This window comes from Blautia sp. DFI.1.216 (assembly GCF_020594215.1).
GTDB classification, from domain to species: Bacteria; Bacillota; Clostridia; order Lachnospirales; family Lachnospiraceae; genus Blautia_A; species Blautia_A wexlerae.
The window spans coordinates 1-26046 of record NZ_JAJDML010000052.1 but is presented as its reverse complement, the minus strand read 5'-3'; the positions used below and the strand labels follow the sequence as shown (position 1 = coordinate 26046).

General features: G+C 39.1%; 21 protein-coding genes and 1 pseudogene. 20 read left to right on the top strand and 2 right to left on the bottom strand.

The window, feature by feature from the left end; genetic code table 11:
* Positions 1 to 534 precede the first annotated feature (534 nt).
* The 3 genes from LJE11_RS15755 (at position 535) to LJE11_RS15745 (ending at position 3145) form a co-directional block, all read left to right on the top strand.
* On the top strand, positions 535 to 1410 hold the full coding sequence (locus tag LJE11_RS15755) for a DMT family transporter (protein WP_118342329.1): 876 nt from the start codon (positions 535 to 537) through the stop codon (positions 1408 to 1410).
* Positions 1411 to 1580: 170 nt separating this feature from the next.
* Complete coding sequence (locus tag LJE11_RS15750; protein WP_173721955.1) at positions 1581 to 1985, top strand: DUF1284 domain-containing protein; 405 nt, start codon at positions 1581 to 1583, stop codon at positions 1983 to 1985.
* A 104-nt stretch (positions 1986 to 2089) separates the two neighbouring features.
* Positions 2090 to 3145, top strand: coding sequence for a threonine aldolase family protein (locus LJE11_RS15745; protein ID WP_173721956.1), 1056 nt, complete (start codon positions 2090 to 2092; stop codon positions 3143 to 3145).
* 9 nt (positions 3146 to 3154) lie between these two features.
* On the opposite strand, the gene LJE11_RS15740 is transcribed toward LJE11_RS15745, so the two are convergent.
* Together LJE11_RS15740 and LJE11_RS15735 are read right to left on the bottom strand one after the other, a co-directional pair.
* Positions 3155 to 4318, bottom strand: a complete 1164-nt coding sequence (locus LJE11_RS15740) for a sensor histidine kinase (protein WP_227296209.1) — start codon at positions 4316 to 4318, stop codon at positions 3155 to 3157.
* A gap of 4 nt (positions 4319 to 4322) precedes the next feature.
* Positions 4323 to 4991, bottom strand: a complete 669-nt coding sequence (locus tag LJE11_RS15735; protein WP_019160352.1) for a response regulator transcription factor — start codon at positions 4989 to 4991, stop codon at positions 4323 to 4325.
* Positions 4992 to 5477: 486 nt separating this feature from the next.
* On the opposite strand from LJE11_RS15735, the gene LJE11_RS15730 reads away from it, so the two are divergent.
* The 17 genes and pseudogenes from LJE11_RS15730 to LJE11_RS15650 form a co-directional block, all read left to right on the top strand.
* The gene (locus LJE11_RS15730) at positions 5478 to 6674 is read left to right on the top strand and encodes a TlpA family protein disulfide reductase (RefSeq protein ID WP_227296208.1); all 1197 of its coding nucleotides are present in this window, start codon (positions 5478 to 5480) and stop codon (positions 6672 to 6674) included.
* Positions 6675 to 6839, top strand: coding sequence for a CD1871A family CXXC motif-containing protein (locus LJE11_RS15725; RefSeq protein WP_008705440.1), 165 nt, complete (start codon positions 6675 to 6677; stop codon positions 6837 to 6839).
* Positions 6840 to 7754 carry a 4Fe-4S binding protein gene (locus tag LJE11_RS15720; protein ID WP_331466306.1) on the top strand — a complete coding sequence of 305 codons (915 nt, stop codon included), beginning with the start codon at positions 6840 to 6842 and terminating at the stop codon, positions 7752 to 7754.
* A 122-nt stretch (positions 7755 to 7876) separates the two neighbouring features.
* Positions 7877 to 8815 carry a helix-turn-helix transcriptional regulator gene (locus tag LJE11_RS15715; protein ID WP_055152222.1) on the top strand — a complete coding sequence of 313 codons (939 nt, stop codon included), beginning with the start codon at positions 7877 to 7879 and terminating at the stop codon, positions 8813 to 8815.
* Positions 8816 to 8822: 7 nt separating this feature from the next.
* Positions 8823 to 9332: a hypothetical protein gene (locus LJE11_RS15710; protein ID WP_226840139.1), complete on the top strand. Its 510-nt coding sequence runs from the start codon at positions 8823 to 8825 to the stop codon at positions 9330 to 9332.
* Between the two features lie 326 nt (positions 9333 to 9658).
* A complete protein-coding gene (locus LJE11_RS15705) occupies positions 9659 to 10948 on the top strand; it encodes an ABC transporter substrate-binding protein (RefSeq protein ID WP_227296206.1) in 1290 nt (429 codons plus the stop codon).
* A gap of 197 nt (positions 10949 to 11145) precedes the next feature.
* Entirely contained in the window at positions 11146 to 12045 is a 900-nt protein-coding gene (locus LJE11_RS15700) for a carbohydrate ABC transporter permease (RefSeq protein ID WP_055054104.1), read from the top strand.
* Positions 12038 to 12865, top strand: coding sequence for a carbohydrate ABC transporter permease (locus tag LJE11_RS15695; RefSeq protein ID WP_173706455.1), 828 nt, complete (start codon positions 12038 to 12040; stop codon positions 12863 to 12865). The genes LJE11_RS15700 and LJE11_RS15695 overlap by 8 nt, the downstream gene beginning before the upstream one ends.
* A 325-nt stretch (positions 12866 to 13190) precedes the next feature.
* Positions 13191 to 16337 carry an ATP-binding protein gene (locus LJE11_RS15690; RefSeq protein ID WP_227296204.1) on the top strand — a complete coding sequence of 1049 codons (3147 nt, stop codon included), beginning with the start codon at positions 13191 to 13193 and terminating at the stop codon, positions 16335 to 16337.
* 263 nt (positions 16338 to 16600) lie between these two features.
* Positions 16601 to 17860 carry an ABC transporter substrate-binding protein gene (locus LJE11_RS15685; protein ID WP_022380409.1) on the top strand — a complete coding sequence of 420 codons (1260 nt, stop codon included), beginning with the start codon at positions 16601 to 16603 and terminating at the stop codon, positions 17858 to 17860.
* Between the two features lie 87 nt (positions 17861 to 17947).
* Positions 17948 to 18832 (top strand): carbohydrate ABC transporter permease, encoded by an 885-nt coding sequence (locus LJE11_RS15680; protein ID WP_022380410.1) that lies wholly within the window; start codon positions 17948 to 17950, stop codon positions 18830 to 18832.
* Position 18833: 1 nt separating this feature from the next.
* Complete coding sequence (locus tag LJE11_RS15675) at positions 18834 to 19664, top strand: carbohydrate ABC transporter permease (protein WP_022380411.1); 831 nt, start codon at positions 18834 to 18836, stop codon at positions 19662 to 19664.
* 20 nt (positions 19665 to 19684) lie between these two features.
* Entirely contained in the window at positions 19685 to 20533 is an 849-nt protein-coding gene (locus tag LJE11_RS15670) for an MBL fold metallo-hydrolase (protein WP_055152187.1), read from the top strand.
* A gap of 76 nt (positions 20534 to 20609) precedes the next feature.
* Positions 20610 to 22385 carry a sensor histidine kinase gene (locus LJE11_RS15665; RefSeq protein WP_025578048.1) on the top strand — a complete coding sequence of 592 codons (1776 nt, stop codon included), beginning with the start codon at positions 20610 to 20612 and terminating at the stop codon, positions 22383 to 22385.
* Positions 22363 to 23937: a response regulator gene (locus tag LJE11_RS15660; RefSeq protein ID WP_062808271.1), complete on the top strand. Its 1575-nt coding sequence runs from the start codon at positions 22363 to 22365 to the stop codon at positions 23935 to 23937. The genes LJE11_RS15665 and LJE11_RS15660 overlap by 23 nt, the downstream gene beginning before the upstream one ends.
* Positions 23938 to 24309: 372 nt before the next feature.
* Entirely contained in the window at positions 24310 to 25641 is a 1332-nt protein-coding gene (locus LJE11_RS15655) for an ATP-binding protein (protein WP_227296202.1), read from the top strand.
* 183 nt (positions 25642 to 25824) lie between these two features.
* Positions 25825 to 25998 (top strand): annotated as a pseudogene (locus tag LJE11_RS15650) (AAA family ATPase); the annotation flags it as partial.
* Positions 25999 to 26046 lie beyond the last annotated feature (48 nt).

The following is a 26046-nucleotide window of genomic DNA, read 5'->3' as shown; positions in this document are numbered from 1 at the left end:
GGCAATCTGGAATGAATTTTGGCTACGTTACTGTGAACGGAGTGAACAGTAACATTTAACCGACCCGGCTGCGAAGAGGATGATATATGATAATATTATTTTTAAGTTGACTTTTTATTTTTTTCAGCATATACTAACAGTAGCTAAGGAATGTGACGAGATTCCATGAAGCGAACTAAAGAAACAAAAGCCCTCAGAGTTGCAGCTCTGAGGGCTTTCTTGCTCGTTACGGTGAGCTGTTCCGTTTAGGCTGTTGCTGTCTAGTGTCTGCCGTCCAGCCATTTGCATATGTAGTAGCTAACTACGCCTGCTAAAACAGAGACAAGAAATGTGACGAGAATTTCTTCCATGAAACTCACCTCCTTTCTGCTGGAGGTTCGACAGCTCTTATAGTATATCATGGTTTAGGACGAATTGAAATAAAAAATCTATTTGTACTAAAACAATTGTCCGTGCTATGATTAACAGGTAGATGACAGACAGCATATGATAAAAAGAAGCTGTCTGCATGGACAGAAAGGCAGGTTAAATCTGATGAAACAGGAAAATTACATAAAGGGTATGATAATGATCATCCTGTCGGCGTTTTTCTTTGCTTGTATGAATGTGAGCGTACGTCTGGCAGGTGATCTGCCGTCTGTGGAGAAGAGTTTCTTCCGGAATCTGGTGGCGGCGGTGTTTGCAGCGATAATTCTCTGTAAGAATCGTACAGTGCCGAAGGTGGATAAGAAATACTGGGGACCGCTGATCCTGCGTTGTGTGTGCGGGACACTGGGGATTCTGTGTAACTTTTATGCTATTGATCATCTGTTGGTGGCAGATGCATCAATCCTGAATAAGTTATCTCCGTTTTTCGCGATTATTTTTTCATTCCTTTTATTAAAGGAAAAAATCAGACCGGCACAGGCTGCGTGTGTTGCGCTGGCGTTTATAGGATGTTTATTTGTAGTGAAACCGGGATTTCAGAATGCGGCACTTGTTCCGGCACTGATCGGAGTCTGCGGTGGACTGGGAGCAGGAATTGCCTATACGATGGTGCGTGTGCTGGGAACTCACGGAGTGAAGGGACCGGTTATCGTGTTTTATTTTTCATTTTTCTCCTGCTTGTCGGTTGTACCCTGGATGTTGTTCCATTTCACACCCATGAGTATGAAGCAGCTTGTGACATTGCTGATGGCAGGATTATTCGCAGCGGGCGGACAGTTTACGATTACGGCTGCATACACCTATGCACCTGCAGGAAAGATTTCTATCTTTGATTACTCGCAGATTATTTTTGCTACGATGCTGGGATTTGTCCTGTTTGGAGAGATTCCGGATAAGTACAGCTTTACAGGATATGTGCTGATTATTCTGGCATCATTGGGTACCTTTCTTTATAATATGAGGGTAGCTAAGGCTGGTAAATGAAGAAAAAGTAAAAAAGGATTTTTCTGATTGTATCCAGTAAGTCTGATGAGATCCGATCAGTATATAGAATTATTGGATTGTAAACTATAAAATAAAAAAAGTTGTCAATAAAAACGCTTTGTGTTAAAGTATCCAATATGTTAAAAAATTAAGGAGAAAGGTGCACAAAGATGTCTTTTATAAAAAATATTCCACTACGCCCTCACCATGGAATGTGCCTTGCATATTTCAAGGGTGAGGGATATAGTAACGGGTTTTCCGCACATATGCAGGAAATGCTGGATATTTTCCAGAAGGGAGCAAAGATACAGCTTCATGCAGATACAGACGAGATCTGTTTTGCCTGTCCGAATAATGAAAAAGGATGCTGTTCTTCCTTTTCACTTGTAGAAGCATATGACAATGCAGTGCTGGAACTGTGCGGCCTGGAGAATGGACAGATCATGGAATTTGATGATTTTACAGATGTTGTTCAAAAGAAAATCCTGGCATCAGGAAAGAGGAAAGAAATCTGTGGGAATTGTCAGTGGAACTCCATCTGTGAAAGTCAGAAGAGCAGATGGGAGAAATGCTAAGAAAAATAGAGTAACAGAATGAATAGCGTTCCGGTACAGAACAGAAGCTATGAATAAAAAAGTCAAATGCGCAAATAGTGCAGTGAAAGGACATAACGATAAAAATGGAAAATACAGAATCACGTTTATATTTCGCCAGTGACTACATGGAAGGTGCACATCCTGCGATCATGAAGAAGCTGATGGAGACAAACCTGGAGAAAACAGTGGGCTATGGTCAGGATCCATATACAGAAGATGCGAAAGAAAAGATCAGAAAAGCCTGCAATGCGCCGGAGGCAGAAGTATTCCTGCTGGTTGGCGGAACACAGACCAATGCCACAGTAATCGATGCACTTTTGAAATCCTATCAGGGAGTTGTGGCTGCGGATACAGGGCATATTGCAACTCATGAATCGGGCGCCATTGAATTTGGTGGACATAAGGTTCTGACAGTACCGCAGAAAGATGGAAAAATCTCTGCACAGCAGATTGAGAAGCTGGTGAGGGATTTCTATGATGATGCCAATTATGAGCATATGGTAATGCCCGGGATGGTATATATTTCCCAGCCAACAGAATATGGCACCCTGTATTCCAGAGAAGAATTAGCAGCTCTCAGTAAAGTCTGCCGGGAAAATCATCTTCCCCTTTATGTGGATGGCGCCCGCCTTGCCTATGCACTGGCAAGCCCGGAGAATGATGTGACTCTCACTGGTCTGGCAGAACTTAGCGATGTATTTTACATTGGAGGAACCAAATGCGGAGCATTGTTTGGAGAAGCAGTGGTTATACCGCAGAAAGGACGGATTCCTCATTTCTTTACGATCATCAAGCAGCATGGAGCATTGCTTGCCAAGGGACGGATTGCAGGAATCCAGTTTGGTGAGCTGTTTACGGACGGGCTGTATCTGCGGATCGGCAAACCTGCAATGGAAGCTGCAGAGCAGATCAAGGATGCACTGAAGAAGTATGGATATCAGCTTTCTCTGGATACTCCCACTAATCAGATCTTCTGTATTGTGTCTAATGAGGTAATGAAAAAAATAGCCCAGGATGTGGAGTTCGGATTCTGGGAGAAGTATGATGAGACACACTCTGTGATCCGCTTTGCCACAAGCTGGGCTACTACTATGGAAGATACACAGAAACTGATTCAGATTCTGGAAAAAAATAAATAAGAGAAAAAATCAATAGTCAGTTGATTTAGGCAGTATCAGGGCAATGGTACTGCCTTTTTCGCTGCTCTGGGTTACTTTTACCTGACCGTTGTGCTGTCTGGCAATCTCGCTTACAAGAGCAAGCCCCAGACCTGCACCGCCCATGGCACGGCTGCGGGATTTGTCCACACGGTAGAAAGGATCAAAGATTTTTTCCTGATTTTCAGGGGAGATACCGATGCCTGTGTCGGTTACCTCCAGGACTGCAGACTCTGCAGTGTGAATGCTTACAGTGACGGAACCGGAAGGCCGGTTATATTTGATCGCATTTTCAACCAGATTATAAACTGCCCGGTACAGAAGGATATAGCTGCCTGTAACAGTACAGTCGCCATCTGTCTGAATAAGCCGGATCTGATGCTTGTCTGCAACCGGATCCAGATCGCAGAAAACCTCTTCTGTGAGTGCTGCAAGGGAAATAGTGTCAGAACGCTCTACAGTTTGAAGACCTGTCATGTCCAGCAGGATTTCCGCAAGATGGGAAAGCCGTCCGGTCTGTTCCTGAAGCATGGTGAAAAGTCTGTCGTATTCCTGGGGTGCGTGTTCCGGTTTTTTGTAAAAAACTTCCAGATTTGTCTGCATTACAGCTAGAGGAGTACGAAGCTCATGTGCTGCACTTGCCACAAACTGTTTCTGTGCAGAGAAGGCATTGTCCAGACGGGCAAGCATGTCATTAAAGGATCTGGTCAGACGCGAGATCTCATCCTCTGAGAGTGGGACTTCCAGCGGTTCAGACAGATTCTGTGCCTGTACCTGACTGATTCTGTCGCTGAATCTGCGCAGAGGGGTCAGGGCTCTTCTGGTGACAAACCAGGTACAGATACTGCTGAGAAGAATAATGATACCTGTGGCGATCATGCTCTGGAACAGAAAGTTGTTTTTGGTATTCTGGATCTGGTTTTCCAGATCAGGGATGAGGATTTTTGGATCTACATTGATGGAGATCGGGTTTGAATTATCGGGGGTGACCAGAACTACATAGTCGGAGATCCCTTCCAGACCGGTCACAGCAGAACGGCTGATGAAGAAATACATCAGTGCACAGGCTGTGATAACCAGCCCGGAGATCAGCAATGTGAGCCGCCACTGGAGAGAGAGCCTGCGGGGGGAAAGTTTTTCTGAATAAAATTTCATAGATTTAGTCCTCCATAATATATCCTTGTCCGATCTTATTCTGTATAGGATCATATCCAAGAGCAGTTCTCAGTTTTTTCCTTAAGGAAGAAATGTGCACCCGGATGGAGTTACTGAAGCTGTTCACACTGCCGTCCCAGAGATGCTCAATCATTTCCTCAGGGCTGATGATCCGGTTGCGGTGAAGCAGAAAGTATTCCAGAAGTGCGCTTTCTTTTCTGGTGAGAGCAAGAGGCGTGCCATCTACACTGGCTTCTCTTGTGCGTGTGTCAAAGGTAATGCGGCTGCATCTCAGGCAGACATCCTCCTGGATAAATTTACGGCGGGTAAGGCTGCGGATACGGGCTTCCAGCTCCTCGAAATGAAATGGTTTGGTGAGGTAATCGTTGGCACCCAGATCCAGACCTTCCACCTTATCCTGAATCTGTACTCTTGCGGAGAGTATGAGAACAGGAGTATTGGTATTGAAGGTACGGAACTGACGCAGGATTTCCAGACCGTCAATCCCTGGCAGATTCAGATCCAGAAGGATCAGGTCGTAATTTTCTGTCATACATAATTCCAGTCCCTCTTCCCCGTCAAAGCAGGTATCTGTTTCGTATCCGTCCATGCGGAGTCCCTCTGCCATGGAACGGCAGAGCTGTTCTTCGTCTTCTATAATTAAAATGTGCATGATGGTCTCCTTTTTGAATTTCCAGATTTATAGTTTTATAATATCAGAATCAAAAGGTTAGAAGATAGTCAGTGTTTGTACGATAGGATTTTTGATTCTGACATATTATCAATTTTATCATAGCACACGAAGTATAAAATTCGTATAAAAAAGAAAACGATTTCATATTAAAATATCTGATTATAAAGTTTTTTAACCGCATCAAATTGCGGAGCAGTTATTCGGTGTAGGTCCATGTAGCGAAGCGGATTGCGAATATCTGCCAGACTACGTTTCAGATTTGTTCGGGATTGATTACAAAATAAAATTCGAAAAAAGTTATTTTCTTAACACAGATTTTATTTCTCAGATGCTATAATGTGTGCATATCAATAAAACGATGCCTGTTATGCGGGGATAAAATCCAGATCTGCAGACAGACACAGGAAAATAATTAAAAGTAATATAAAAATCATAACAGTAAAAAATGAAGGGAGCTTACTTACAATGAAAAACAGAAGAATGAGATTAATGGCGATTTTTGCAGCAGGGGTATTAAGTGTGACATCTATGGGAGGTATTGTAACTGTACATGCAGGGGAGGCTCTTGCAGTGCCTGCAGATGAAGCAGGTGTAGTCCAGACGGATGGAAAGGATGCTCAGGCAGCAGAAGATGGCAGTGTGGCAGCTTCCGAGGGCTTGATCGCAGGATCTTTCAAACCGTCAGAGATTGCTCAGCCGGCACAGGATACTTATGAATATCCATTCCTTGGAATGAAATTAGGGATTTCCAAAGATCTGAAAGAGCAGATGGAGAAGAAGAACATTTCCATGTTTACAGATGAGAGATGGAATGACAATGCAGATGCAGTCACATATGCTACAGCAAGCTGGTGCACCCTGACAGATGAGCAGAAGGATGCAGAGGTGGATAAGATGGGCACCGGATATGACGATTGGCTGAAAAGTCTCAGCAGAGTAGGTGTGATCGGAATGTATGATGAGGAATCCCAGAAAGATCTGGATACGATTACCGGCTGTACAGAGCATAAAGAACTGGGTACCAGTAGTGATGGCAAATATAAATATTATCTCAGCACAAACAAAGATGCGGATGCAGACCTGTTAAAGGACGTGGAGGGGATTGAAGTAACACTTACAGAAATGACCCCGTTCCAGATGCTTTCTGCATTTGACCAGCCACAGGATACTTCTGACAGTACAGAGGCAGCTGAAGGAACAAATGTAGGCAAATTTGAAACAACAGGAGTTGACGGAAAAACCTATACACAGGATATCTTCAGCAAATATGATCTGACTATGGTAAATATTTTTACTACCTGGTGTTCTCCATGTGTCAATGAGATTCCTGATCTGGAGAAGCTTTATCAGGAGATGAAGGATAAAGGAGTAGGAGTAGTAGGCGTGACACTGGATACAGTAGGCAGTGATGGAAAGCAGGATGAGGAAGCAGTGAAAAAGGCTCAGGTACTTCAGGAGAAAACAAAGGCATCCTATCCATTCCTGATCCCGGATTCCGGAATGATGAACGGACGTCTCAATGGAATCTCTGCTTTCCCGGAAACATTCTTTGTTGACAAAAACGGAAATATTGTAGGTGAGACCTACTCCGGAAGCCACAGTCTGGACGAGTGGAAAGAGATCGTGGAAAAAGAGCTGGAGAATGTCACAGAGGGAAAATAAATGAATAAATTAAAAACCAGCAAAATATGGAACAGTAAATGGCCGGCGCTGATTCTTATGCTTGTGGGAGTCTGCTTTATGGGATATGGGATTTTCCGCGGAGAGCTGGCAGTGGTGTTTACAAAAGCCATTAATATCTGTATGGAATGTGTAGGAATAGGATAAATGAGTAATCAAAAGAACAGCGATAACAAAAGTAATAAGAAACAAAACACAAAAAATATGAGGATCAATGAGTGGCCCCGCCACGGAATCCAGGCACTGTGGGCGTTCATTACAAACAGTCATGTTACCGGCTTTGTCACAGGCAAAATTTACACAGGCAAATTGAAAAATGCCTGTGTTCCGGGCCTGAACTGCTATTCCTGCCCCGGTGCTGTTGGCGCCTGTCCTATCGGTTCTCTTCAGGCTGTGATAGGGAGTTGGAATTTCAAGATGGCTTATTATGTGGTGGGATTTCTTATCTTCATCGGAGCTATGGTGGGAAGACTGATCTGCGGTTTTCTCTGTCCCTTCGGACTGATTCAGGATCTGCTGAATAAGATTCCATTTCCTAAGAAAATCCGCACATTCAAAGGCGACAAGCTGCTTCGTAAGCTGAAATATGTGATTTTTGCAGTATTTGTGATCCTGCTTCCATTGTTTCTGGTGGATATTATGGGACAGGGTGCACCGTACTTCTGTAAGCTTATCTGCCCGGCAGGAACACTGGAGGGCGGACTGCCACTGGTACTTCTGAATAAATCCATGCGCAGTGCACTGGGCTGGCTGTACATATGGAAGAATGTGATCCTTGTCATAACGATCATTCTCTCCATTATGATCTACCGTCCGTTCTGCAAATATATCTGTCCCCTGGGAGCGCTTTATTCCATCTTTAATCCTGTCTCTCTGTATAAGTACAGAGTGGATAAAGATAAGTGTATAAAATGCGGAAAATGTGCAAAAGCATGCCAGATGATCGTAGACCCTGTGGAAAACTCCAACAGTCCGGAATGTATCCGCTGCGGCAGGTGCAAGAAAGTTTGCCCGACAGATGCAATCCAGTGTGGGATCAGAAAAACACCTGACAGACTATAAAAAGTAGTCTGCCAGGTGTTTTTGTATGTTTTTGTTGGAAAATGTACAAAAATATCGAAAAATATATAAAAAACTGGTAGAATCATATTGTGAAAATACAGAACAGAAAATGAGGTGACTGTATGGCAAAGAAGAGAAAAAAACCGAAGATGGAATTCCGCTATTACCAGATGCCTGCCGGAAGTCCGATTCTGGCTCTTCTGGGGCAGAAGTGGGTTCAGAATTATGGAAATGATGTGGATTATCTTCATTTTCATAATTATCTGGAGATTGGTTTCTGTTACGAAGGGGATGGAGTTATGGCGTTTGGTGAGGCTAAAATGCGGTTTTCGGGAAGAGAATTTACGGTGATTCCACCCAATTATGCTCATACGACTAACAGTGATCTGGGTACGGTCAGTAAATGGGAGTATCTTTTCATAGATGTGGAAGGTTTTATGAAAAAATTTCTGAACAATCCGGTAAAGGCTGAAAAAATGATTCAGAGAATATATTCTAAGGCTTTATTTCTGAAAGAGAATGAGTCCCCCTCTATAGCTGCAAAAATTCTTAAGATCATGAATATCATGCGTGAGGGAGAAGAATTTTATATTGAAGAATCCAGTGGAGTTCTTGCGGCATTACTAGTAGAAATTGCCAGACTGAACCGGGCTTCACCGGAAGACAGGGTGGAAGAGGAAACAGGGAAACTTACAAATATGATCACCCGCGTACTGGATTTTGTTTCTTATCACTATATGGAGGATATCCGGATAGAGGATCTGGCGAAGATCTGCCATATCAGTGAAACTCATTTCAGAAGAGTGTTTACATCGCATATGAAGGTAAGTCCTCTGGAGTATATTAATTCTGTGCGGATTCATACTGCCTGTGAATTTCTGCAGAAAACAGATACACCGGTGGCAGATATTGCGCACAAATGTGGTTTCACGACCAATTCAACGTTTAACAGGAACTTCAGACAGATAATGGGAGTGACTCCGGTTGAATGGAGAAAGCGGCCGGAGAATTATGAACAGCAGCTTTTGGATTTCTATATTCATTCAGAGGAAGGATGGTAAAAAAGTTATGAACTATAAGATTGTGGAGCAGGTATCAAGAAAGAAAAAGAGTATGTCCGGAGTCCTGCGTGTGGTAATGATTATTTTTGCAGTGCTTTTTGTGGTTATGGGAATCACGATTTCCCAGGCATTTATGCTTCCGGGATTTCTGCTTGCAGGGCTGTATTTTGTCTTTGATATATTCAGTCAGAAGGATTATGAATACATGATGGAAAACGGTCAGTTTGAAATAGATGTGATCTATGGCAAGAAGTATCGCAAAACAGCTCATATACTGGAACTGAGTAATCTGGAGACAGTGGCACCGCACTGGCATGAAAGTGTTGCAAGGTACAAAAAGAATGGTGGAACGGAGAAGCTGAAAAAATACGATTATACCTCTTATGATGAAGATACTCCTTATTATACAATGATCATCCGGGAAGACGGGCACAAAATAAAACTGCTTCTTGATCTTAATGAGGAACTGCTTCATGCGATGAAAACACAATATCCTGAAAAAGTCTATTTTGCATAAAATAAATTAAAAACTGTAAAATATGTACAAAAATTGAACGGAAAATTTATGAAATAAGAACAAAAGCCATTTTTAAAGACAAAAATATATATTTTTTTGTCCATGAAAGTGGCCTTCGTTATTAAAATTATATAGTAAAAACATAGTAAATGAGAAAGTGAACAAAAAATATATTTTTAAATATTTTTAATAGTGCAAAATACATAAAATGGTCGAAATTGCACATTATGTGTGCGGTTATGCAAACTATACCTGAAAATCGGATGCTATAATCAGCTTACAAGCAATTCGGAAGAAAGAATAAGCTTAATAAAGGAGGATATAATATGAGAAAAAAATTACTCGCAGTATTAATGACCGGTGCTATGGTAGCATCCTTTGCAGGATCAGCTACAGCTGTTTTTGCGAAATCTGATGATGACAACAAGTTAACTGTATGGGCGTGGGATCAGAACTTCAACATCAAATCCATGCAGATCGCAGCAGATCAGTATGCAAAAGATCATGAGGGATTTTCTGTAGATATCGTAGAGACATCTTCTGATGACTGCCAGACTAAACTGACAACAGCAGCAAATGCAGGCGATTACAGCACACTTCCTGATATCGTTCTTATGCAGGACAACAGCTATCAGAAATATCTGAAGAGCTATCCGGATGCATTCACAGATCTGAAAGATATCAACATTAACTGGGATGATTTTGGTAAACTGAAACAGTCCTATTCCATGGTAGATGATACACACTATGGTGTTCCGTTTGATAATGGTGCTGTTATTGCATGCTATCGTACAGATATCCTTGACGAGGCAGGATATACTATTGATGATCTGACAGATATCACATGGTCCAAGTTCATGGAAATCGGTAAAGATGTTCATGAAAAAACCGGAAAATATCTTCTTACAAGTGAAGCTACAGGTGGCGATACTCTGATGATGATGATGCAGTCCTGCGGAGCTAACTTCGTAAACGAAGATGGCGAAGCTTACATCGTAGGCAATGAAGTTGCAGAGAAATGCATCAATCTTTATGTAGATCTGGTTAAGAATGACGTTGTTAAACTTGTAAATAACTGGGATGAATATATTGCTACTATTACAGGCGGTGAGGCAGCAGGTATTGTAAATGGTAACTGGATCACAGCTACTCTGATGTCTACAGAAGATCAGAAGGGTCTGTGGCAGATCACAACAATGCCTAAAGTAGACGATGTTGATACAGCTACAAACTATGCAAACAATGGTGGATCTTCCTGGTATGTTACATCCAACTGCCAGAATGTAGAACTTGCAGAAGATTTCCTTGCAAGTACATTTGGTTCCAGCACAGAGTTCTATGATACAATCCTTCCGGAAGCAGGTGCAATCTCCTGTTATCTGCCGGCAGGTGAATCTAAGGTTTACAACGAGCCAAATGAATTCTTTGGTGGACAGCCAATCTTCTCCACAATTGTAGAATACTCTTCTCATATTCCGGAGTTCACAAAAACACCGTATCATTATGAAGCAAGAGAATGCGTCAACACAGCAGTTGTAAATATCGTAAACGGCACACCTGTAGAAGATGCCCTTCAGGAAGCTCAGGATACTCTGGCATTCAAGATGACTGAATAAATTCTGATCGCAGGATCAGATGATGTCAGGACTGCGGGAACAGTGAAACTGTGAAGCAATCTGTAGACAGTGATTAAGTGAATGAAAACAGGTAAGTGCGGGGGACTGCCAGCAGTCCCCCATCTTACTGCAAAGAGTTGGTAATTGTCCGGCAAAATGCTGAACAGTTACAGAGTTTTTTGAAAGGAGGAGTTCACGTGAATTCTAAGAAAAAAGGTATGTCTCTGCTTGGCAAGCAGAGGGCAGCAGGATGGACGTTCCTGGCTCCTGCAACTATCATGATCGCGATCATGAGCTTTTATCCAATGATACGTGCATTTATCATTTCCCTGCAGACCGGAGCCGGAGCAAATATGAGATTTGCAGATCCGATCTTTAGCAACTATAAACGTATTCTGGCAGACAAGGTATTTCAGCAGTCTATTGTAAATACATTCCTGTATCTGATCATTCAGGTGCCGATCATGCTGATACTGGCAATTCTTCTGGCACAGCTTCTGAATAACAAAGATTTGAAATTTAAGGGATTCTTCCGTACCTGTGTATTTCTGCCATGTGCAACATCCCTGGTATCCTATTCATTGATCTTCCGTTCCATGTTTGCTACAGATGGTCTGATCAACAGTATTCTGATCAAACTTGGGATCTTATCTACCGGCTATAATTTCCTGGGAAATTCCGCCAGTGCCAAGATTGTAATTATCCTTGCGCTGATCTGGAGATGGACCGGATATAACATGGTATTCTATCTGGCAGGACTTCAGAATATTGAATATTCTGTATATGAAGCAGCCAAGATTGATGGCGCCAATGGCTGGAAGACTTTCTGGAAGATTACTGTTCCGCTTCTGAAACCGACAATTATTATGACATTTATCATGTCAATTAATGGTACACTGCAGTTGTTCGATGAGTCTGTTAACCTGACAAAGGGTGGACCGGCAAACTCAACAATCACAATGTCCCACTATATTTACAATACATGTTTTATTAACGTACCAAACTTTGGATATGCAGCAGCAATGTCATTTATCATATTCATTATGGTAGCTGTACTTGCATTTATTAATTTGAAAGTAGGTGATACACGTGACTAAGAAAAACAAATCAGCCATTCAGAGAAGATTGATTCCAACCTATATTTTTCTGATCATCGTGTCATTTATTTCAGTATTCCCGTTATACTGGATGATTTCAGCCGCAACTAATACATCCACAGATGTATCACGTGGACGAATTATTCCGGGAAGCTATTTTATGGAAAACTTCCGTAATCTTACATCCCAGCAGCCACTGTGGAGAGCACTTGGAAACTCTTTCTTTTATGCAATCCTTACTACAGTGATCTGTCTTCTGGTCTGCTCTATCGCAGGTTACGGATTTGAAGTTTACCATGATAAGTGGAAAGACAGAGTATTTTCAATCCTGCTTCTGGCTATGATGGTTCCGCAGGTTGCAACTATGGTTCCGTTATTCAAAATGTTCTCCAAGGCAGGACTTTTGAATACAGCAGTAGGTTTTATCCTTCCGATTATTTCCACGCCGTTTATGATCATGATGTTCCGTCAGAATGCCAGATCATTCCCGGTTGATATTATTGAAGCTGCACGTATTGACGGACTCAATGAAGTAAGGATTTTCTTCCAGATGTTCATTCCTACAATGAAATCTACATATGCAGCGGCTGCTGTTATTACCTTTATGAATGCATGGAACTCTTATCTGTGGCCAAAGGTAATCATGACAGACAACAAGGCAATGACCATGCCAATGCTGATCGCCAACCTGATCACAGGTTATGTGACAGATTATGGTATGCTGATGTGCGGTGTATTGTTCTGTTCTATTCCTACAATGATCGTATTCTTTGTATTACAGAAACAGTTTGCAGAAGGTATTACCGGAGCAGTCAAATAAAAAACTGAAAAAGAAAAATATAACTTCGACCGTCTGGAAGACATTATCAATAATCTATACAGAGAGGGCGAAAGAGAACACCCGGCAGATTATGAAAAGTAATTTTGCCGGGTGTTTTTGATGCCTGTTTGGAAATTTATAGCAAGCCTCTTAATTAATATGCATACTGCAACTATACAGAACCATATGGTTCCGAAAAGGTAGCATTATTTTATGGAATCGATATAGTATTAATAAATTTGTGGTAGGCATAACGGAAAAAGTACGGTAAAATAGTTAGAGTGCAGAAAGTATTTTTCCAGAATAAAACAAGAAGGGGGAGGTAATGTCCGAAGTAAAGAATAAGAAAAAGAAATCCAGCATTATTCAGGTCAGTATTGGTGTTCTGGCAGTTATTCTGGCTATCCTTATTATCATAATGATGGGAATTGTCTCAGATATTCAGGGAACGGCCCGTATTGTAAATTATACCGGTTTAGTCAGGGGAGAGACACAGAGACTCATAAAACTGGAGCTTTCCACGCAGCAGGAAAATGAGATGATCCATGATATAAGAACTTTTATTGACGGTTTGCGAAATGGAAATGATGAATTAAATCTTGTACGTCTCAATGATGTTGATTTTCAGAATAAAATGCAGGAACTGGATGATAAATTCTCTGACCTGTATAAGAAAATTTATCTTGTGAGGTTCAAAGGAGCCAGAAACACAGATATTATTCCGGAAAGTGAGGAGTTTTTTGTGATTTGCGATGAAGCAACAGGCCTGGCTGAAAAATATTCGCAGAAAAAAGCCACATCCTTATCATTGCTTGAGAAATATATCACAGCAGATATTGTTGTATTGATGCTGCTGATCGGATATGAATTCATCAAAGCAATACAATATGCTGCAATGAATCGTTTACTGCAGCGAAAGGTATATCTGGATGATGCGACGGGACTTCCGAACAAAAATAAATGTGAAGAATTACTGAGTGAGGAAGAACCGGATGCAGATACCGGTGTCTGCAGTTTTGATCTTAATAATCTCCGGCGTATTAATGACAGCAGAGGTCATGAAGCTGGTGATGCCTATATCCGTAGATTTGCCATCTGCCTGCGGGCTTCCATGCCGGCAGAGCAGTTTGTGGGAAGAGCAGGTGGAGATGAGTTTCTTGCAGTTACCCATGGACTGGACAGGGAACAGATGACACAGTGCCTTGAAAAGGTGCGCAGAGATATGAGAGAGGAATCCAAAGTGTATCCGGATACTCCCCTGAGCTATGCAGCAGGCTTTGCACTGGCCGGCGATTTTCCCAGAAGTACAATGAGAGAACTGTTTAACTGCGCAGACAAAAACATGTATATCAATAAGAATCATGTAAAAAGGGAAGAAGCTGCTGCAGAAAAGCATCAGGGATATCAGCTGTTAAAGCTGCTTAATCAGCATGGCAGTAATTTCTCGGATTGTCTGTACTGTGATGCCAGGATGGATACTTATCGGGCAATCCGTTCCAGTGAAAATTTTTTCCTGGCCTCTGATGGTGCATATTCCGGAGCAGTGGAACAGATCATAGAGGAACAGGTTGAAAAATCCAGTCAGGCAGATATCCGCGAAGGACTGCAGATTTCGGAACTTCAAAAGAAGATGCATACGAAGAAAGATGTTCTGGAATATGAGTATAATATCGGAAAACAGGGGGCATATAACCGCCTGACACTGATTCCGGTGGACTGGGATGAGGACAAAAAGCTGCATCATTTTCTTCTGGCATTTGAAACCATCCGAAAGACTTCTGAGGGTCAGACAGGTGCAAAAGAGCAGCTTCAGCTCTATTATGAACAACTGAAACAGTCAATCCTGGAAAATGACAGCTATGTGGATGCGCTTCTGGAATTGTCAGATGTGATCTATACAGTAAATCTGACAAAGGATGCTCTGGAAAGAAGAATCGTACTGAATGGAAAAGAACAGAAGAGCCGGGAACTTTTTATGGACTACCCACTTCCATGTTCTTATCGGGATTATTGCTGGGAATATGAGAAAAAAATCACCCAGGAAACAATTGCCGGTTACTGCATGACAGATAACTGTGAAAAACTTCGTAAGAGGTTTGAGAACGGAGAAACAAATATGTCTGTGGAATATTGTGCCCGCGAAGATGATGGAAGTATCCGCTGGGTACAGAAAACAGTTCTTATGACCAGGATGGTGGTGTTTGATACAGAAATCCTTGCGGAGGTGCCTATGATTTATGCGATCATTCTGCTGCAGGATACCACACAGAGACATGAACGGGATGAGCAGGAACAGGCACGCCTTCAGGCCGCCTTCAATGAGATGCGTGCTGAAAGCAGGGCAAAAACGAATTTCCTCAGCCGTATGAGCCATGATATCAGGACACCTCTGAATGGTATTATTGGTCTGTTAAAGATTGACGAGACTCATTTTGAGGATAAGGAACTGATACAGGAAAATCATAAAAAGATGAAGATAGCAGCGGATTATTTGCTTTCCCTTATCAATGATGTTCTGCAGATGAGTAAAATAGAGGAAGGTCATATTGTTCTGACTCATGAATATATCTGTCTCAAAGATCTGGTTTATGAGATTGAGAGTATTATCACTCACAGGGCAGCAGATGAGGACATTCAGTGGATTTATGAGAAAAATAAGGAGGATATTCCCTATCCTTATGTCTATGGAAGCTCACTGCATCTTCGCCAGATTTTTCTGAATATCTATGGAAACTGTATTAAGTATAACCAGCCGGGAGGAAAGATTACTACGGTAATGGAGGCTGCAGATGTACAGGATGGGATCTGTACATACAGATGGACGATTTCTGATACAGGTATAGGGATGAGTCCGGAGTTCCTGAGTCATATTTTTGATCCGTTCTCACAGGAAAAAACAGATGCCCGTAGTGTTTATCAGGGAACCGGTCTGGGAATGGCGATCACTAAAGGCTTGATTGAGCAGATGAATGGAAGTATTGAAGTGACAAGTCAGGTGGGAGTTGGATCTGTGTTTGTCATTACCATTCCCTTTGAGATTGCCCAGGAACAGAAAAAGGATGAGGAAATTGCTGAGAAATATGATATTCGTGGACTGCATCTGTTGGCAGCCGAGGATAATGAGCTTAATGCTGAAATCATAGAAATGCTGCTGACAGATGACGGTGCGAAGGTTACAGTTGCAAAAAACGGCAGACAGGCGGTGGAGCACTTCGAAAATAATCCTCCGGGAACCTTTGATGCCATATTGATGGATGTCATGATGCCTGTTATGGATGGTATTGCAGCAACAAAAGCCATACGTGCCATGGACAGGGCAGATGCAAAAACAATTCCGATTATTGCAATGACTGCAAACGCATTTGAGGAAGATGCAAAAAGGTGTCTCGCAGCCGGCATGACCGCACATCTGGCAAAACCATTTCAGATAGAAGATGTGGAGAAAACCATTGTGGAGTGCTGTGGAAAGTGATGCCATATGCAAAGTCTGCTGCCATGAGTAAATTATCATAAATAGAGTAAAAAGTCTGAATGACGAAAATATGAGCAGAGAAAGACGTGAGCCACAGAAATGTGGCTTGCGTCTTTTTTGGCAAAGGTAAAAAAATGTATATGTTTTGTCATAATCTGACGTATGGAAAAAGAAAGCAGGGATTGTTATTATATTGTTAACAAAAGAAGTACTTCTAAAATAACAAAAGGACAAAGCAGGTAAGGTAAAAGAAAGGAGTTTTTATGAGGAAAAAGATGATTAGCCTGATGATGACAGTCGCTATGGGGACAGTCATGATTAGTGGAGCAACAGTTGTAAAAGCGGATTCAGACGAAAAAGAAACCGTTAAATTAGCGGTGTGGTCTTCTGGAGCAGCAGATAATTTTCAGAAAGGTGCAGATGAATTTAATAAGCGCCAGGATAAAATTAATTTTGTAGTTGAAATGCAATCAGGAGATTATAGCCAATATCTTGGAGCAAAGGTGGCATCTAATGATCTTCCGGATATGTTTTTCCTGAATCCATATGCACAGGTGCAGCAGTTTGCAGCAACAGACAGAATTGTGGATTTGAGTGAGGAAGGATTTGCAACAAAGATTTATGATTCTGTAAAAGATGCATGCAGCTATGATGGAAAAATTTATGCGTATCCAATGGCTCTGGAAATGTTGGGAGTTTATTATAATCAGGAGTTATTTGAAAAGGCCGGAATTACAGAAGTACCGAAAACATTCTCACAAATGAAAGAAGTATGTGAAAAACTTCAGGCAAGTGGTATTACACCATTTGCAGCCACCTATAAAGATGCATGGACATTGAATCATTTATTTAGCTGTCTGCAGGGAGCCGCAGTTGGAGATTATGAGTCATGGGTTGCAGATATGAATGCAGGAAAAGGAAGTTTCAGGAATGATAATTCTTCACTTGAATTTGAGTTTATGGATATGATGAAAGAAAATTCCGGTGGAAATTATATGGATGCAGATTCCACATCAGGCTTTAATGCATTTGCATCAGGTGAAGCTGCTATGATTGTGACCGGAGAATTTTCTCTTCTGAATGCACAAAGTATTAATCCGGATTTACAGGTTGGTCTGTTTGGAGTACCACTCACAGAAAATGAGGAAGATGCAAAACTTGATGTAGATGTAGGAATTTGTATTGCAGTAAATCAAAATACTCCACATCTGGATGCAGTGCGTGAGGTTCTGAATTATCTAAGCGATAACACAGATGAAAACGGATGGATGCATTATAGTGCTGATTCAATGGGCGCAGCACCACCTGCAATGGATTTTACAATGTCAACAGAATATCAGTATTTCGAAGATTATAAGAATTATATGTCAAATAACCAGACAAAACCATGGGTATACTCACAGCTTGAGTCCGGCGCTGGCGATATGATTGGGCCGGTAATTCAGGGATATTTTGCCGGAACAACGGATATGGATACTACTTTAGATCAGTTAGATTCGAAATTTTCAGAGCTTCTTGAGTAAAGTAAAATCGGGAAAGATATAAGTGGTAACAGAAGCTTCTGCAGAAATGTTGCAGAAGCTTTTGTTATCAGAAAGGAAGATAATTTTATGTTGGATTGTTGTAAAAAAAATAAATGGTTTTATTTTGGTCTTACGATTCCGTCAATGTTATTATATGTTCTTGCACTTGCAGGTCCATTGCTTTTAGGAACACTTCCGGCGTCTTTTTATAATTGGAATTTGATAAAAGGAAATAAAGATTTTGTCGGTCTGGGAAATTACACTAAGCTTCTTGGAGACGAGACATTCATTCATTCTGTGGTATTTACTTTAATTCTGGCGGTAATATCAATTTTAATGTCAAATCTGATTGGCTTTGTAATAGCATATTTTTTAGATTCAAATGTACGGTGTAAAGGCGTAATACGTTCTTTATTTTTTATTCCTAATATTATCAGTGGTGTAATGGTTTCTTTTGTATGGTCTTTTATTTTTACAGGAGCCATTCCAAATCTGGCCAAAATTTTGCACGTAGATGCATTGGCTAATATCAGCTGGTTTGGAAATGCAGGTACTGCGGCTTTTACAGTTATTTTAGTAACAACATGGCAGTCTACCGGTTTTCTTATGATGTTATACATTACAGGATTGCAGACAATACAAAAAGATGTGTTGGAAGCAGCTGTTCTGGATGGATGTACAGGAATTAAGAAAATTATTTATATCCAATTGCCATTGTTAATGCCGACAATTACAATTAATCTCTTTGTATCAATTGCAGGAGCTTTCAAAGCATTTGACATTCCGTTATCACTGACTGGTGGAGGTCCGGCAAATAGTACACAGACAATTGCACTGAATATATATAATGATGCATTTGGTTCGTTTAAAATGGGATATGGCTCTGCAAAATCTATAATACTGTTTTTACTGGTAGGTATTATTGCATTGATTCAGCTTAAGATTACTAGAAAAAGGGAGGTACAGATGTAAAGTGGAAAAAGAAGGAATGAATAAAACAGTAGTTTTAAAAAGTATTTTGTGGCTGTGCCTTGGAATTATCTTTATACTTCCGGTTTTTCTTATTATCATGAATGCGTTTAAACCGAATAATGATATATTAACCTCGTTTATCTCATTTCCCAAAAGTTTATATCTGGAAAATTTTTCTGAAGCAATGCGGATTATGAACTTTTGGACAGTATTTCGCAATACGCTGTTTGTGACGGTATGTACTGTCATAGTTGCCAGTGCCGTGTCTTTTATGAGTGCATATGGAATTTCACATCTTCCTCAAAAGACAGGTGACAAATTATACACATTGTTTGTAGTAGGACAGATTATTCCGTTTCATGCAGTTATGATTGCAATTTCTATGTTATCTACAAAACTGGGACTGACTAATACGCATTTAGGACTGATTATATTTTATAGTGGGTTTTATACATCGTTTGGTGTTATGACATATGTTGGTTTTCTGAAGAGTGTGCCAAGAGAGTTGGAAGAGGCTGCTGCAATTGACGGTGCGGGACCTTTCAGAACAATGGTGCAGATTATTTTGCCACTGGTAAAATCCACAACAGTGACAATTGGCATTTTGTTTTTCCTTTGGACATGGAATGATCTGTTACTTCCGAGTATTATGATCAGCGATGTGAACCTTCGTACAATTACAGTTAATTTATATATGTTTAAATCTTCTACTAATGCTCAATGGAATCTTTTGATTGCAGGATTAGTTGTAAGTATGATACCAATTATAATTATTTATATTGTAGGACAGAAACATATTACAAGCGGTTTAACAGCGGGTGCAGTAAAATAAAAAAGACAGGAGAAGTAAAGATGAGTACATTTTATGAAGATAATATGAACATAAAAAAGATAAATGGTTTTACACTTCAGCAGGTATCAAGGGATGTATGGGCAATTGATGAGTTTGGTATAGATATTATGTATTTGATTATTGGAACGGAAAGAGCCTTATTGATTGATACTGGCATTGGAATAGGAAATATACGGTCAGTAGTAGAAACAATGACTCATCTGCCTTATGATGTAGTAAATACGCATCATCATTATGATCATGTGGGTGGAAATGGGCGCTTTTCAATGGTTTATGCACATAAAAAAGCAATTCCGGTTATTCAGGAACAGAATAATCTGCAGTCACGTAAGGAATTTTTCCGTTCACAGGAAGCCCGTCCAGAATACAATTATGAAGCAAGCCTGGAATTTGATGCATCAATTATGGGTGACTTTGAGATGAAAGGAATAGAAGAAGGATTTGTTTTCCATCTTGGAAATAGAGATTTGGAGGTTTTGGATACACCAGGACATACTAAAGATGGAATTTGTTTATTAGACAGAAAATACAGATTACTATTTTCCGGAGATACTGTTGTAAGTACGCCAGTATTGATGTTTGATACGTTTTCTGATACAATGAGTACATATCTGGAATCATTGAAAAAATTATCTCAATTAAGAAATTCATATGAACTTATTTTTCCGGGTCATTATCTTCGACCAATCGGAAGCATCTATATAGATGACCAGATTTCCTGTATTCAGGAAATATTAGAAAAGCATTTGCTTGGAGAAAAAGAAGAGTGTGGTATGACAAAGAGCGAAGTGTATTTTTACCAAAAGGCTTTAGCTTCTGTGTTATATACAGAAGATAGAATCTGCTGAATCAATCTCCGGTATAGACGCATGATATATGCGCTATACCGGGGATTCCTGTTTGTAAGAGAGGTACTAAAAAGAGATGAAGGAAAAAAAAGGACGATTATATAAGTTTTATGGAAAATTAACGATTCGAAATAAATTACTTATTTCCTGTCTCCCATTTGTTGTTTTAGGATATTTTTTAATTTTTTATAGTACTACAGTTATTATGTTTGATCAGATGAAGCAGATGGTATATGATCAGACAGAACAGAATGTTATGGAAAAAAAGAAGCTGGTTAATACATTATTAGATAATTATAATCAGGCTACCATAAAATTTTTATATTATACAAATGAAGTGCAGGAATATTTAAATACCCGTCAAAGTGTATTAAGTGTTGAAGAGCAGGAAAAACTGACTGATATGATTTCTTATCAGATAGGATCTCTTATTACAAATAATCAGGATGCGTTAATGAATGTGTGTATTTATAATAAGTTTAACGAATTATATATTAATAATGCAATTTATTATAATACAATAGAACAGACAAATGATTTTGCAGAAATACTGAAAGAAGCAGCAGAAGAAAAGCATGGAAAGCCGGTGCTTCGTATAAATCCCGTGAGGAAAAATATGATTACTTTTGCAAGAAATATCTACGTTCCCCAAATAGAAAAAAGTGATGAAAAAATCGGATTTCTGATGATGGATATTGACAAAACGGGTATGGAAAAAATCATACAGACAGGAGAGGATAGAGATGTGAACGCTATTCTCATATTGGATTCAGAAAATAATATTCTGGTTAATGGTTCAAATTTATCTGATGATAAATGTAAAACCATTTTGAAAGAACCATCTGGAAATTATAAAATTATCAGATATAATCTTCAATATGATGGGTGTAGTCTTGTAGGAATTTTGGATAAAAATCTGCTTTTTAAGAGTGTATATAAAATTTTCTTCAAAGAGATGGTGATGATTTTGGCTGCAATTTCAATTATTTCAATTGCATTATTCATAACTGCGGCTAAAATTGCAGAACAGATTCAGAAATTTATTGTAAAATTACGTCAGACTACAGAGATAAATTCCAATGCGTATGTTGAGGTTGATTCCAATGATGAATTTAGAGAACTGGCAAATGTTTATAATGCGATGTTGGAAAGAATTGACTTGCTGATTCAGCAGGTATATAAACAGCAGTTGTTAATGAAAGATGCCCAGATTGAATCTCTTCAGGCTCAGATTAACCCACACTTTCTATATAATACATTAGACTGTATTAATAGTCTTGCTGATATGGGTAAGACTACGGAAGTTAAAAAGACGGTAACATCTCTTGGAAGCATTATGAGAATGTCTATTAAAGGGGCACAGTTTTTAAAGATTGAAGAAGAATTAAAGTATGTAAATCAATATTTGTATATTCAGAAAATGCGCTTTCAGGAACATATTATCTGTCTGGTAGAAATACCGGAACAATTATATGAATATTACATTCCAAAGCTGATGATACAGCCGCTTTTGGAAAATGCAATTGTCCATGGGGTTTCAGAATTGAAAGAAACAGGAATGATAGCAGTAACCGGGAAGGAAACGGAAGATGCAATTTATATTACTGTAAAAGATAATGGAAATGGGATGCCGGAAACTATTATCAGACAGCTGGAAGAAATAAGAGAAAATGGAATACTGAAAGAGAAGGAACACATTGGTATCTTTAATATTCAGCAAAGACTTTTGCTGCTGTACGGAAAGGAATATGGTTTGACTGTGGAACATGTAAAGCCATCGGGGACAGCAGTAACCATCTGTATTCCCAAAACAAAGGGGGAAAAAGGATATGAAAGTGGTAATTATAGATGATGAACCATTGATATCAGACAAATTAAAAAGGATCATGGAAACGGGACTACGGGGTATGCATACGGTTTGTGCTTTTACAGATGCACAGATGGCATTGGATTATATTGAACAGGAAAAACCTGGGGTTATTTTGACAGATATTCGTATGCCGGGCATCACTGGAATCGATCTGGCAAAGCAGATCAATCAAATGGATTATGGAGCAAAAATTGTTTTTCTGACTGGATATGCAGAGTTTGAATATGCCAGATATGGAATAGAGTATAAAGTTTTTGACTATCTTTTAAAGCCCGTAGATGAACAGGAAGCAATCAAGTGCTTAAATCGAGCGATTAGTGCATTTCATGCAGAACAAAAACATACGGAAATGTATCAGATTTTCCAGGATTATTTTGTTAAAAATCAGGAGCTGATCAGACAACAATTTGTGGAAAAACTCTTTTTTCAACCTGTAATTTTTTCAGAAAAACAGATGGAACTGCAAAAGCAGAAGCTGCGGATTGCAATAAACGGATATAGAGTGGTGGCTGTTACATATGACAGGAATCATATGCCTTTGGAAGAAGAGAGCTATTACAGTTATATAATCCATGAATTTTTTCTGAAAAAATTTAAAGAGATACTGGCACTGGAACATGGTGGTATCTTTTATATGATCTGGCCAACAGAAGAAAAGACACTGTGGAAATTCTGCAGTAAATTAGAGCTGATCAGAAGAGAACTGGCCCAGTTGCAGCCACTGGATTGTATGATAGCTGTCAGCCATTATTCTGAAAATCTGTCTGATATTCAACAGATGAAAAAGGAAGTGTTGAAATGTCTGGAATACGGAAAAGATACGGGATGTACGCAGTTGCTTTCATATCAGGATTTACCGATGGAATATAAGGAAAATGACTTTTTCGATGTTACAGAAGCAATTACAGAACTGATCAGATATCTTCGATCCGGTAATAAGAAAAAAATATTCGAACAGATGCAGAAGATTATCAATGAGACAGAGAAAGAGACAGAAAAATATTTTAACAATATCATGGAGTTGATAGGTGCCAATATATTTTTATTTCTTTCAGGAATTCCATTGGATAAGGAAAGCAAAAATAAGATTACGGAATCATTTGAGCAACAGATTCATGTACAATCGGAAAGAAAGACAAAAGCAGACTATATGAAATATTGGCTGGAGTATATTGCAGATAATATTCAAAGTATGCATAATAATGATCAGAATCAGCTAATCCAGCAAATTTATAAATATCTGAATGATAATTTTTCACAACCAATCGGTCTGACAAATGTTTCAGAACATGTAAACAGAAATCCTTCGTATATCAGTCGTTTTATCAAACAGGCTACCGGAAGAAAATTTTCTGAAATTCTTGCAGAACTGCGTTTGGAGGAGGCAAAAAAATTATTACGTTCGTCTAATTTAAAGATTACTCAGATAGCAGAACAGGTAGGATATCCCAATCTACAATATTTTACCCGGGTTTTTACTGGACAGATGAATATGACACCGGCAGAATATCGGAAAATTACAACTTATTTTTAAGTATTACTATGTTGCAACTTTGTATAGTATTTTATAAGTATAAGGATAGTCGACTTTATAATGACGATTTTGCAACGCTACATACAAATAAATATAAAGGCAAATGCAGCCTCTATATCTGTAAGCAGGAAAAAAGAGATATAGGGGTTGCATTTATTTTTTTATTGAATCAAATAAGCACTTTGCGTGATTGCGAAAAGCAATGAGCAGTGAGTGGGGACTTAACGTATAGAAATAAAGGTAGTTAAGAAAAGTAGTTCACGTTTTTATATAAAAACGTGAAAATATTATAAATAAAAGCTCATAAAACGTGAATAATAGATTGACAAAAGCTCATAAAACGTGATAACTTTGAAAAAAGGAGGGGGTTTTATGTATTTAAAAAGAAAGATAGATGAGTACCTGCTGGAGTGGAAAAAAAATGAAGAAAGACTTCCGTTAATTATAAAAGGTGCAAGGCAGATTGGAAAAACGGAATCTATTAATCATTTTGCAGAACAAAATTACAGTAATATTGTGAGTATTAATTTTGTTCTGGAACCTAAATATAAAACAATATTAAGTGACGGATATGCTGTTGAAGATATTATAAAAAATATTTCTATGATAGATACATCAAAAAGATTTATAGCAGGTGACACTGTGATTATTTTTGATGAATTACAGGAGTTTCCGGATATTGCAACTGCTCTGAAGTCATTCAGGATAGATGGAAGATTTGATGTCATATGCAGTGGTTCTTTGCTTGGAATCAATTACAGAAAAATTCATAGTAATAGTGTGGGATATAAAACAGATTATGAAATGTTTTCGATGGATTTTGAAGAATTTCTGTGGGCAAAAGGATACTCAGAGAAGCACATTGAAGATATCCTGAAACATATGAAGACAAGAACTCCATTTTCAGAAACCGAATTATCAGTTTATAAGAAATTGTTTTTGGAATATTGTGTACTTGGCGGTATGCCTGCAGTAGTAAAAGTATATATTGAAAAAAATCTTTTTACAGATACTCTGGAAATCCAGAGACAGATCCAGATGGATTATGAAGAGGATATCAGAAAATACGCTGAAGGTCTGGATCAGACTAAAATTGTAAGTGTCTATCGGAACGTACCTGTACAGCTTGCAAAAGAAAATAAAAAATTTCAATTAAGTAAAATAGACAAAAAAGCCAGAAGTCGAGAATATATGGGATGTATAACCTGGCTCGAAGATGCAGGTGTGATTTCTGTATGTTATTGTCTACAGTATCCGGAGCTTCCATTAAAGGGAAACTATGATGACTCAAAATTCAAAATCTATTATCCAGATACAGGATTGTTGATTGCTTCATTAGATGAGGAAGCACAAGAAGATCTTCGGGCGAATAAAAATCTTGGAGTATACAAAGGTGCTTTATATGAAAATTTTGTAGCAGAGGCGTTTGTGAAACAGGGGCTTGGACTATATTACTATAAAAAAGAAAATGCTACCTTGGAAGAAGATTTTTTTGTAAGAACAAAGGATGAGTTGATTCCGGTAGAAGTGAAGGCGAACAGGAACCGGTCTAAGTCATTGAGGCAATTGATATCCGGTGATTCTTATGGAGATATTCATTGGGGAATAAAACTTGCAGACAGCAATGTTGGAATAGAAGACGGGATTTATACATTTCCATATTTCTGTACGTTCTTATTAAAACGATATCTCAGGGGAAAATGATAGCTATGTGGAGGCGAATAATACAGTAAAAAAATATTGATTCACGCAGAAACAGATAGTAAGTTGACTCTTGTTCCGGTAAAAATATAAAAATCAATAGTTTTGGGATTGCAATCTAAAAACTATTGATTTTTATATCGCTTTTGGAATATAATTAGTAAAAAAGAAGGGAGCATTATTATGATTATAGAAAGAAAAGAATATTTAGAAAAACTGATAGCCTGGAAAGATAAGCAGTTGATTAAAATTGTTACAGGTGTACGACGTTGTGGAAAATCTATGCTTCTGGAAATTTATCGCAATTATTTAAAAGAGCATGGGATTGAGGAAGAACAGATTATTTCTATTAATTTTGAATAACTGCGCGTCGCATTCTCGTTACTTCAGCCTGCAAATAAAAAGTCA

Bases quoted from the DNA above. Each gene is read 5' to 3' on its own strand.
- LJE11_RS15755 (WP_118342329.1), top strand. From the start codon at position 535: ATGAAACAGGAAAATTACATAAAGGGTATGATAATGATCATCCTGTCG.
- LJE11_RS15750 (WP_173721955.1), top strand. From the start codon at position 1,581: ATGTCTTTTATAAAAAATATTCCACTACGCCCTCACCATGGAATGTGC.
- LJE11_RS15745 (WP_173721956.1), top strand. From the start codon at position 2,090: ATGGAAAATACAGAATCACGTTTATATTTCGCCAGTGACTACATGGAA.
- LJE11_RS15740 (WP_227296209.1), bottom strand. From the start codon at position 4,318: ATGAAATTTTATTCAGAAAAACTTTCCCCCCGCAGGCTCTCTCTCCAG.
- LJE11_RS15735 (WP_019160352.1), bottom strand. From the start codon at position 4,991: ATGCACATTTTAATTATAGAAGACGAAGAACAGCTCTGCCGTTCCATG.
- LJE11_RS15730 (WP_227296208.1), top strand. From the start codon at position 5,478: ATGAAAAACAGAAGAATGAGATTAATGGCGATTTTTGCAGCAGGGGTA.
- LJE11_RS15725 (WP_008705440.1), top strand. From the start codon at position 6,675: ATGAATAAATTAAAAACCAGCAAAATATGGAACAGTAAATGGCCGGCG.
- LJE11_RS15720 (WP_331466306.1), top strand. From the start codon at position 6,840: ATGAGTAATCAAAAGAACAGCGATAACAAAAGTAATAAGAAACAAAAC.
- LJE11_RS15715 (WP_055152222.1), top strand. From the start codon at position 7,877: ATGGCAAAGAAGAGAAAAAAACCGAAGATGGAATTCCGCTATTACCAG.
- LJE11_RS15710 (WP_226840139.1), top strand. From the start codon at position 8,823: ATGAACTATAAGATTGTGGAGCAGGTATCAAGAAAGAAAAAGAGTATG.
- LJE11_RS15705 (WP_227296206.1), top strand. From the start codon at position 9,659: ATGAGAAAAAAATTACTCGCAGTATTAATGACCGGTGCTATGGTAGCA.
- LJE11_RS15690 (WP_227296204.1), top strand. From the start codon at position 13,191: ATGTCCGAAGTAAAGAATAAGAAAAAGAAATCCAGCATTATTCAGGTC.
- LJE11_RS15685 (WP_022380409.1), top strand. From the start codon at position 16,601: ATGAGGAAAAAGATGATTAGCCTGATGATGACAGTCGCTATGGGGACA.
- LJE11_RS15680 (WP_022380410.1), top strand. From the start codon at position 17,948: ATGTTGGATTGTTGTAAAAAAAATAAATGGTTTTATTTTGGTCTTACG.
- LJE11_RS15670 (WP_055152187.1), top strand. From the start codon at position 19,685: ATGAGTACATTTTATGAAGATAATATGAACATAAAAAAGATAAATGGT.
- LJE11_RS15665 (WP_025578048.1), top strand. From the start codon at position 20,610: ATGAAGGAAAAAAAAGGACGATTATATAAGTTTTATGGAAAATTAACG.
- LJE11_RS15660 (WP_062808271.1), top strand. From the start codon at position 22,363: ATGAAAGTGGTAATTATAGATGATGAACCATTGATATCAGACAAATTA.
- LJE11_RS15655 (WP_227296202.1), top strand. From the start codon at position 24,310: ATGTATTTAAAAAGAAAGATAGATGAGTACCTGCTGGAGTGGAAAAAA.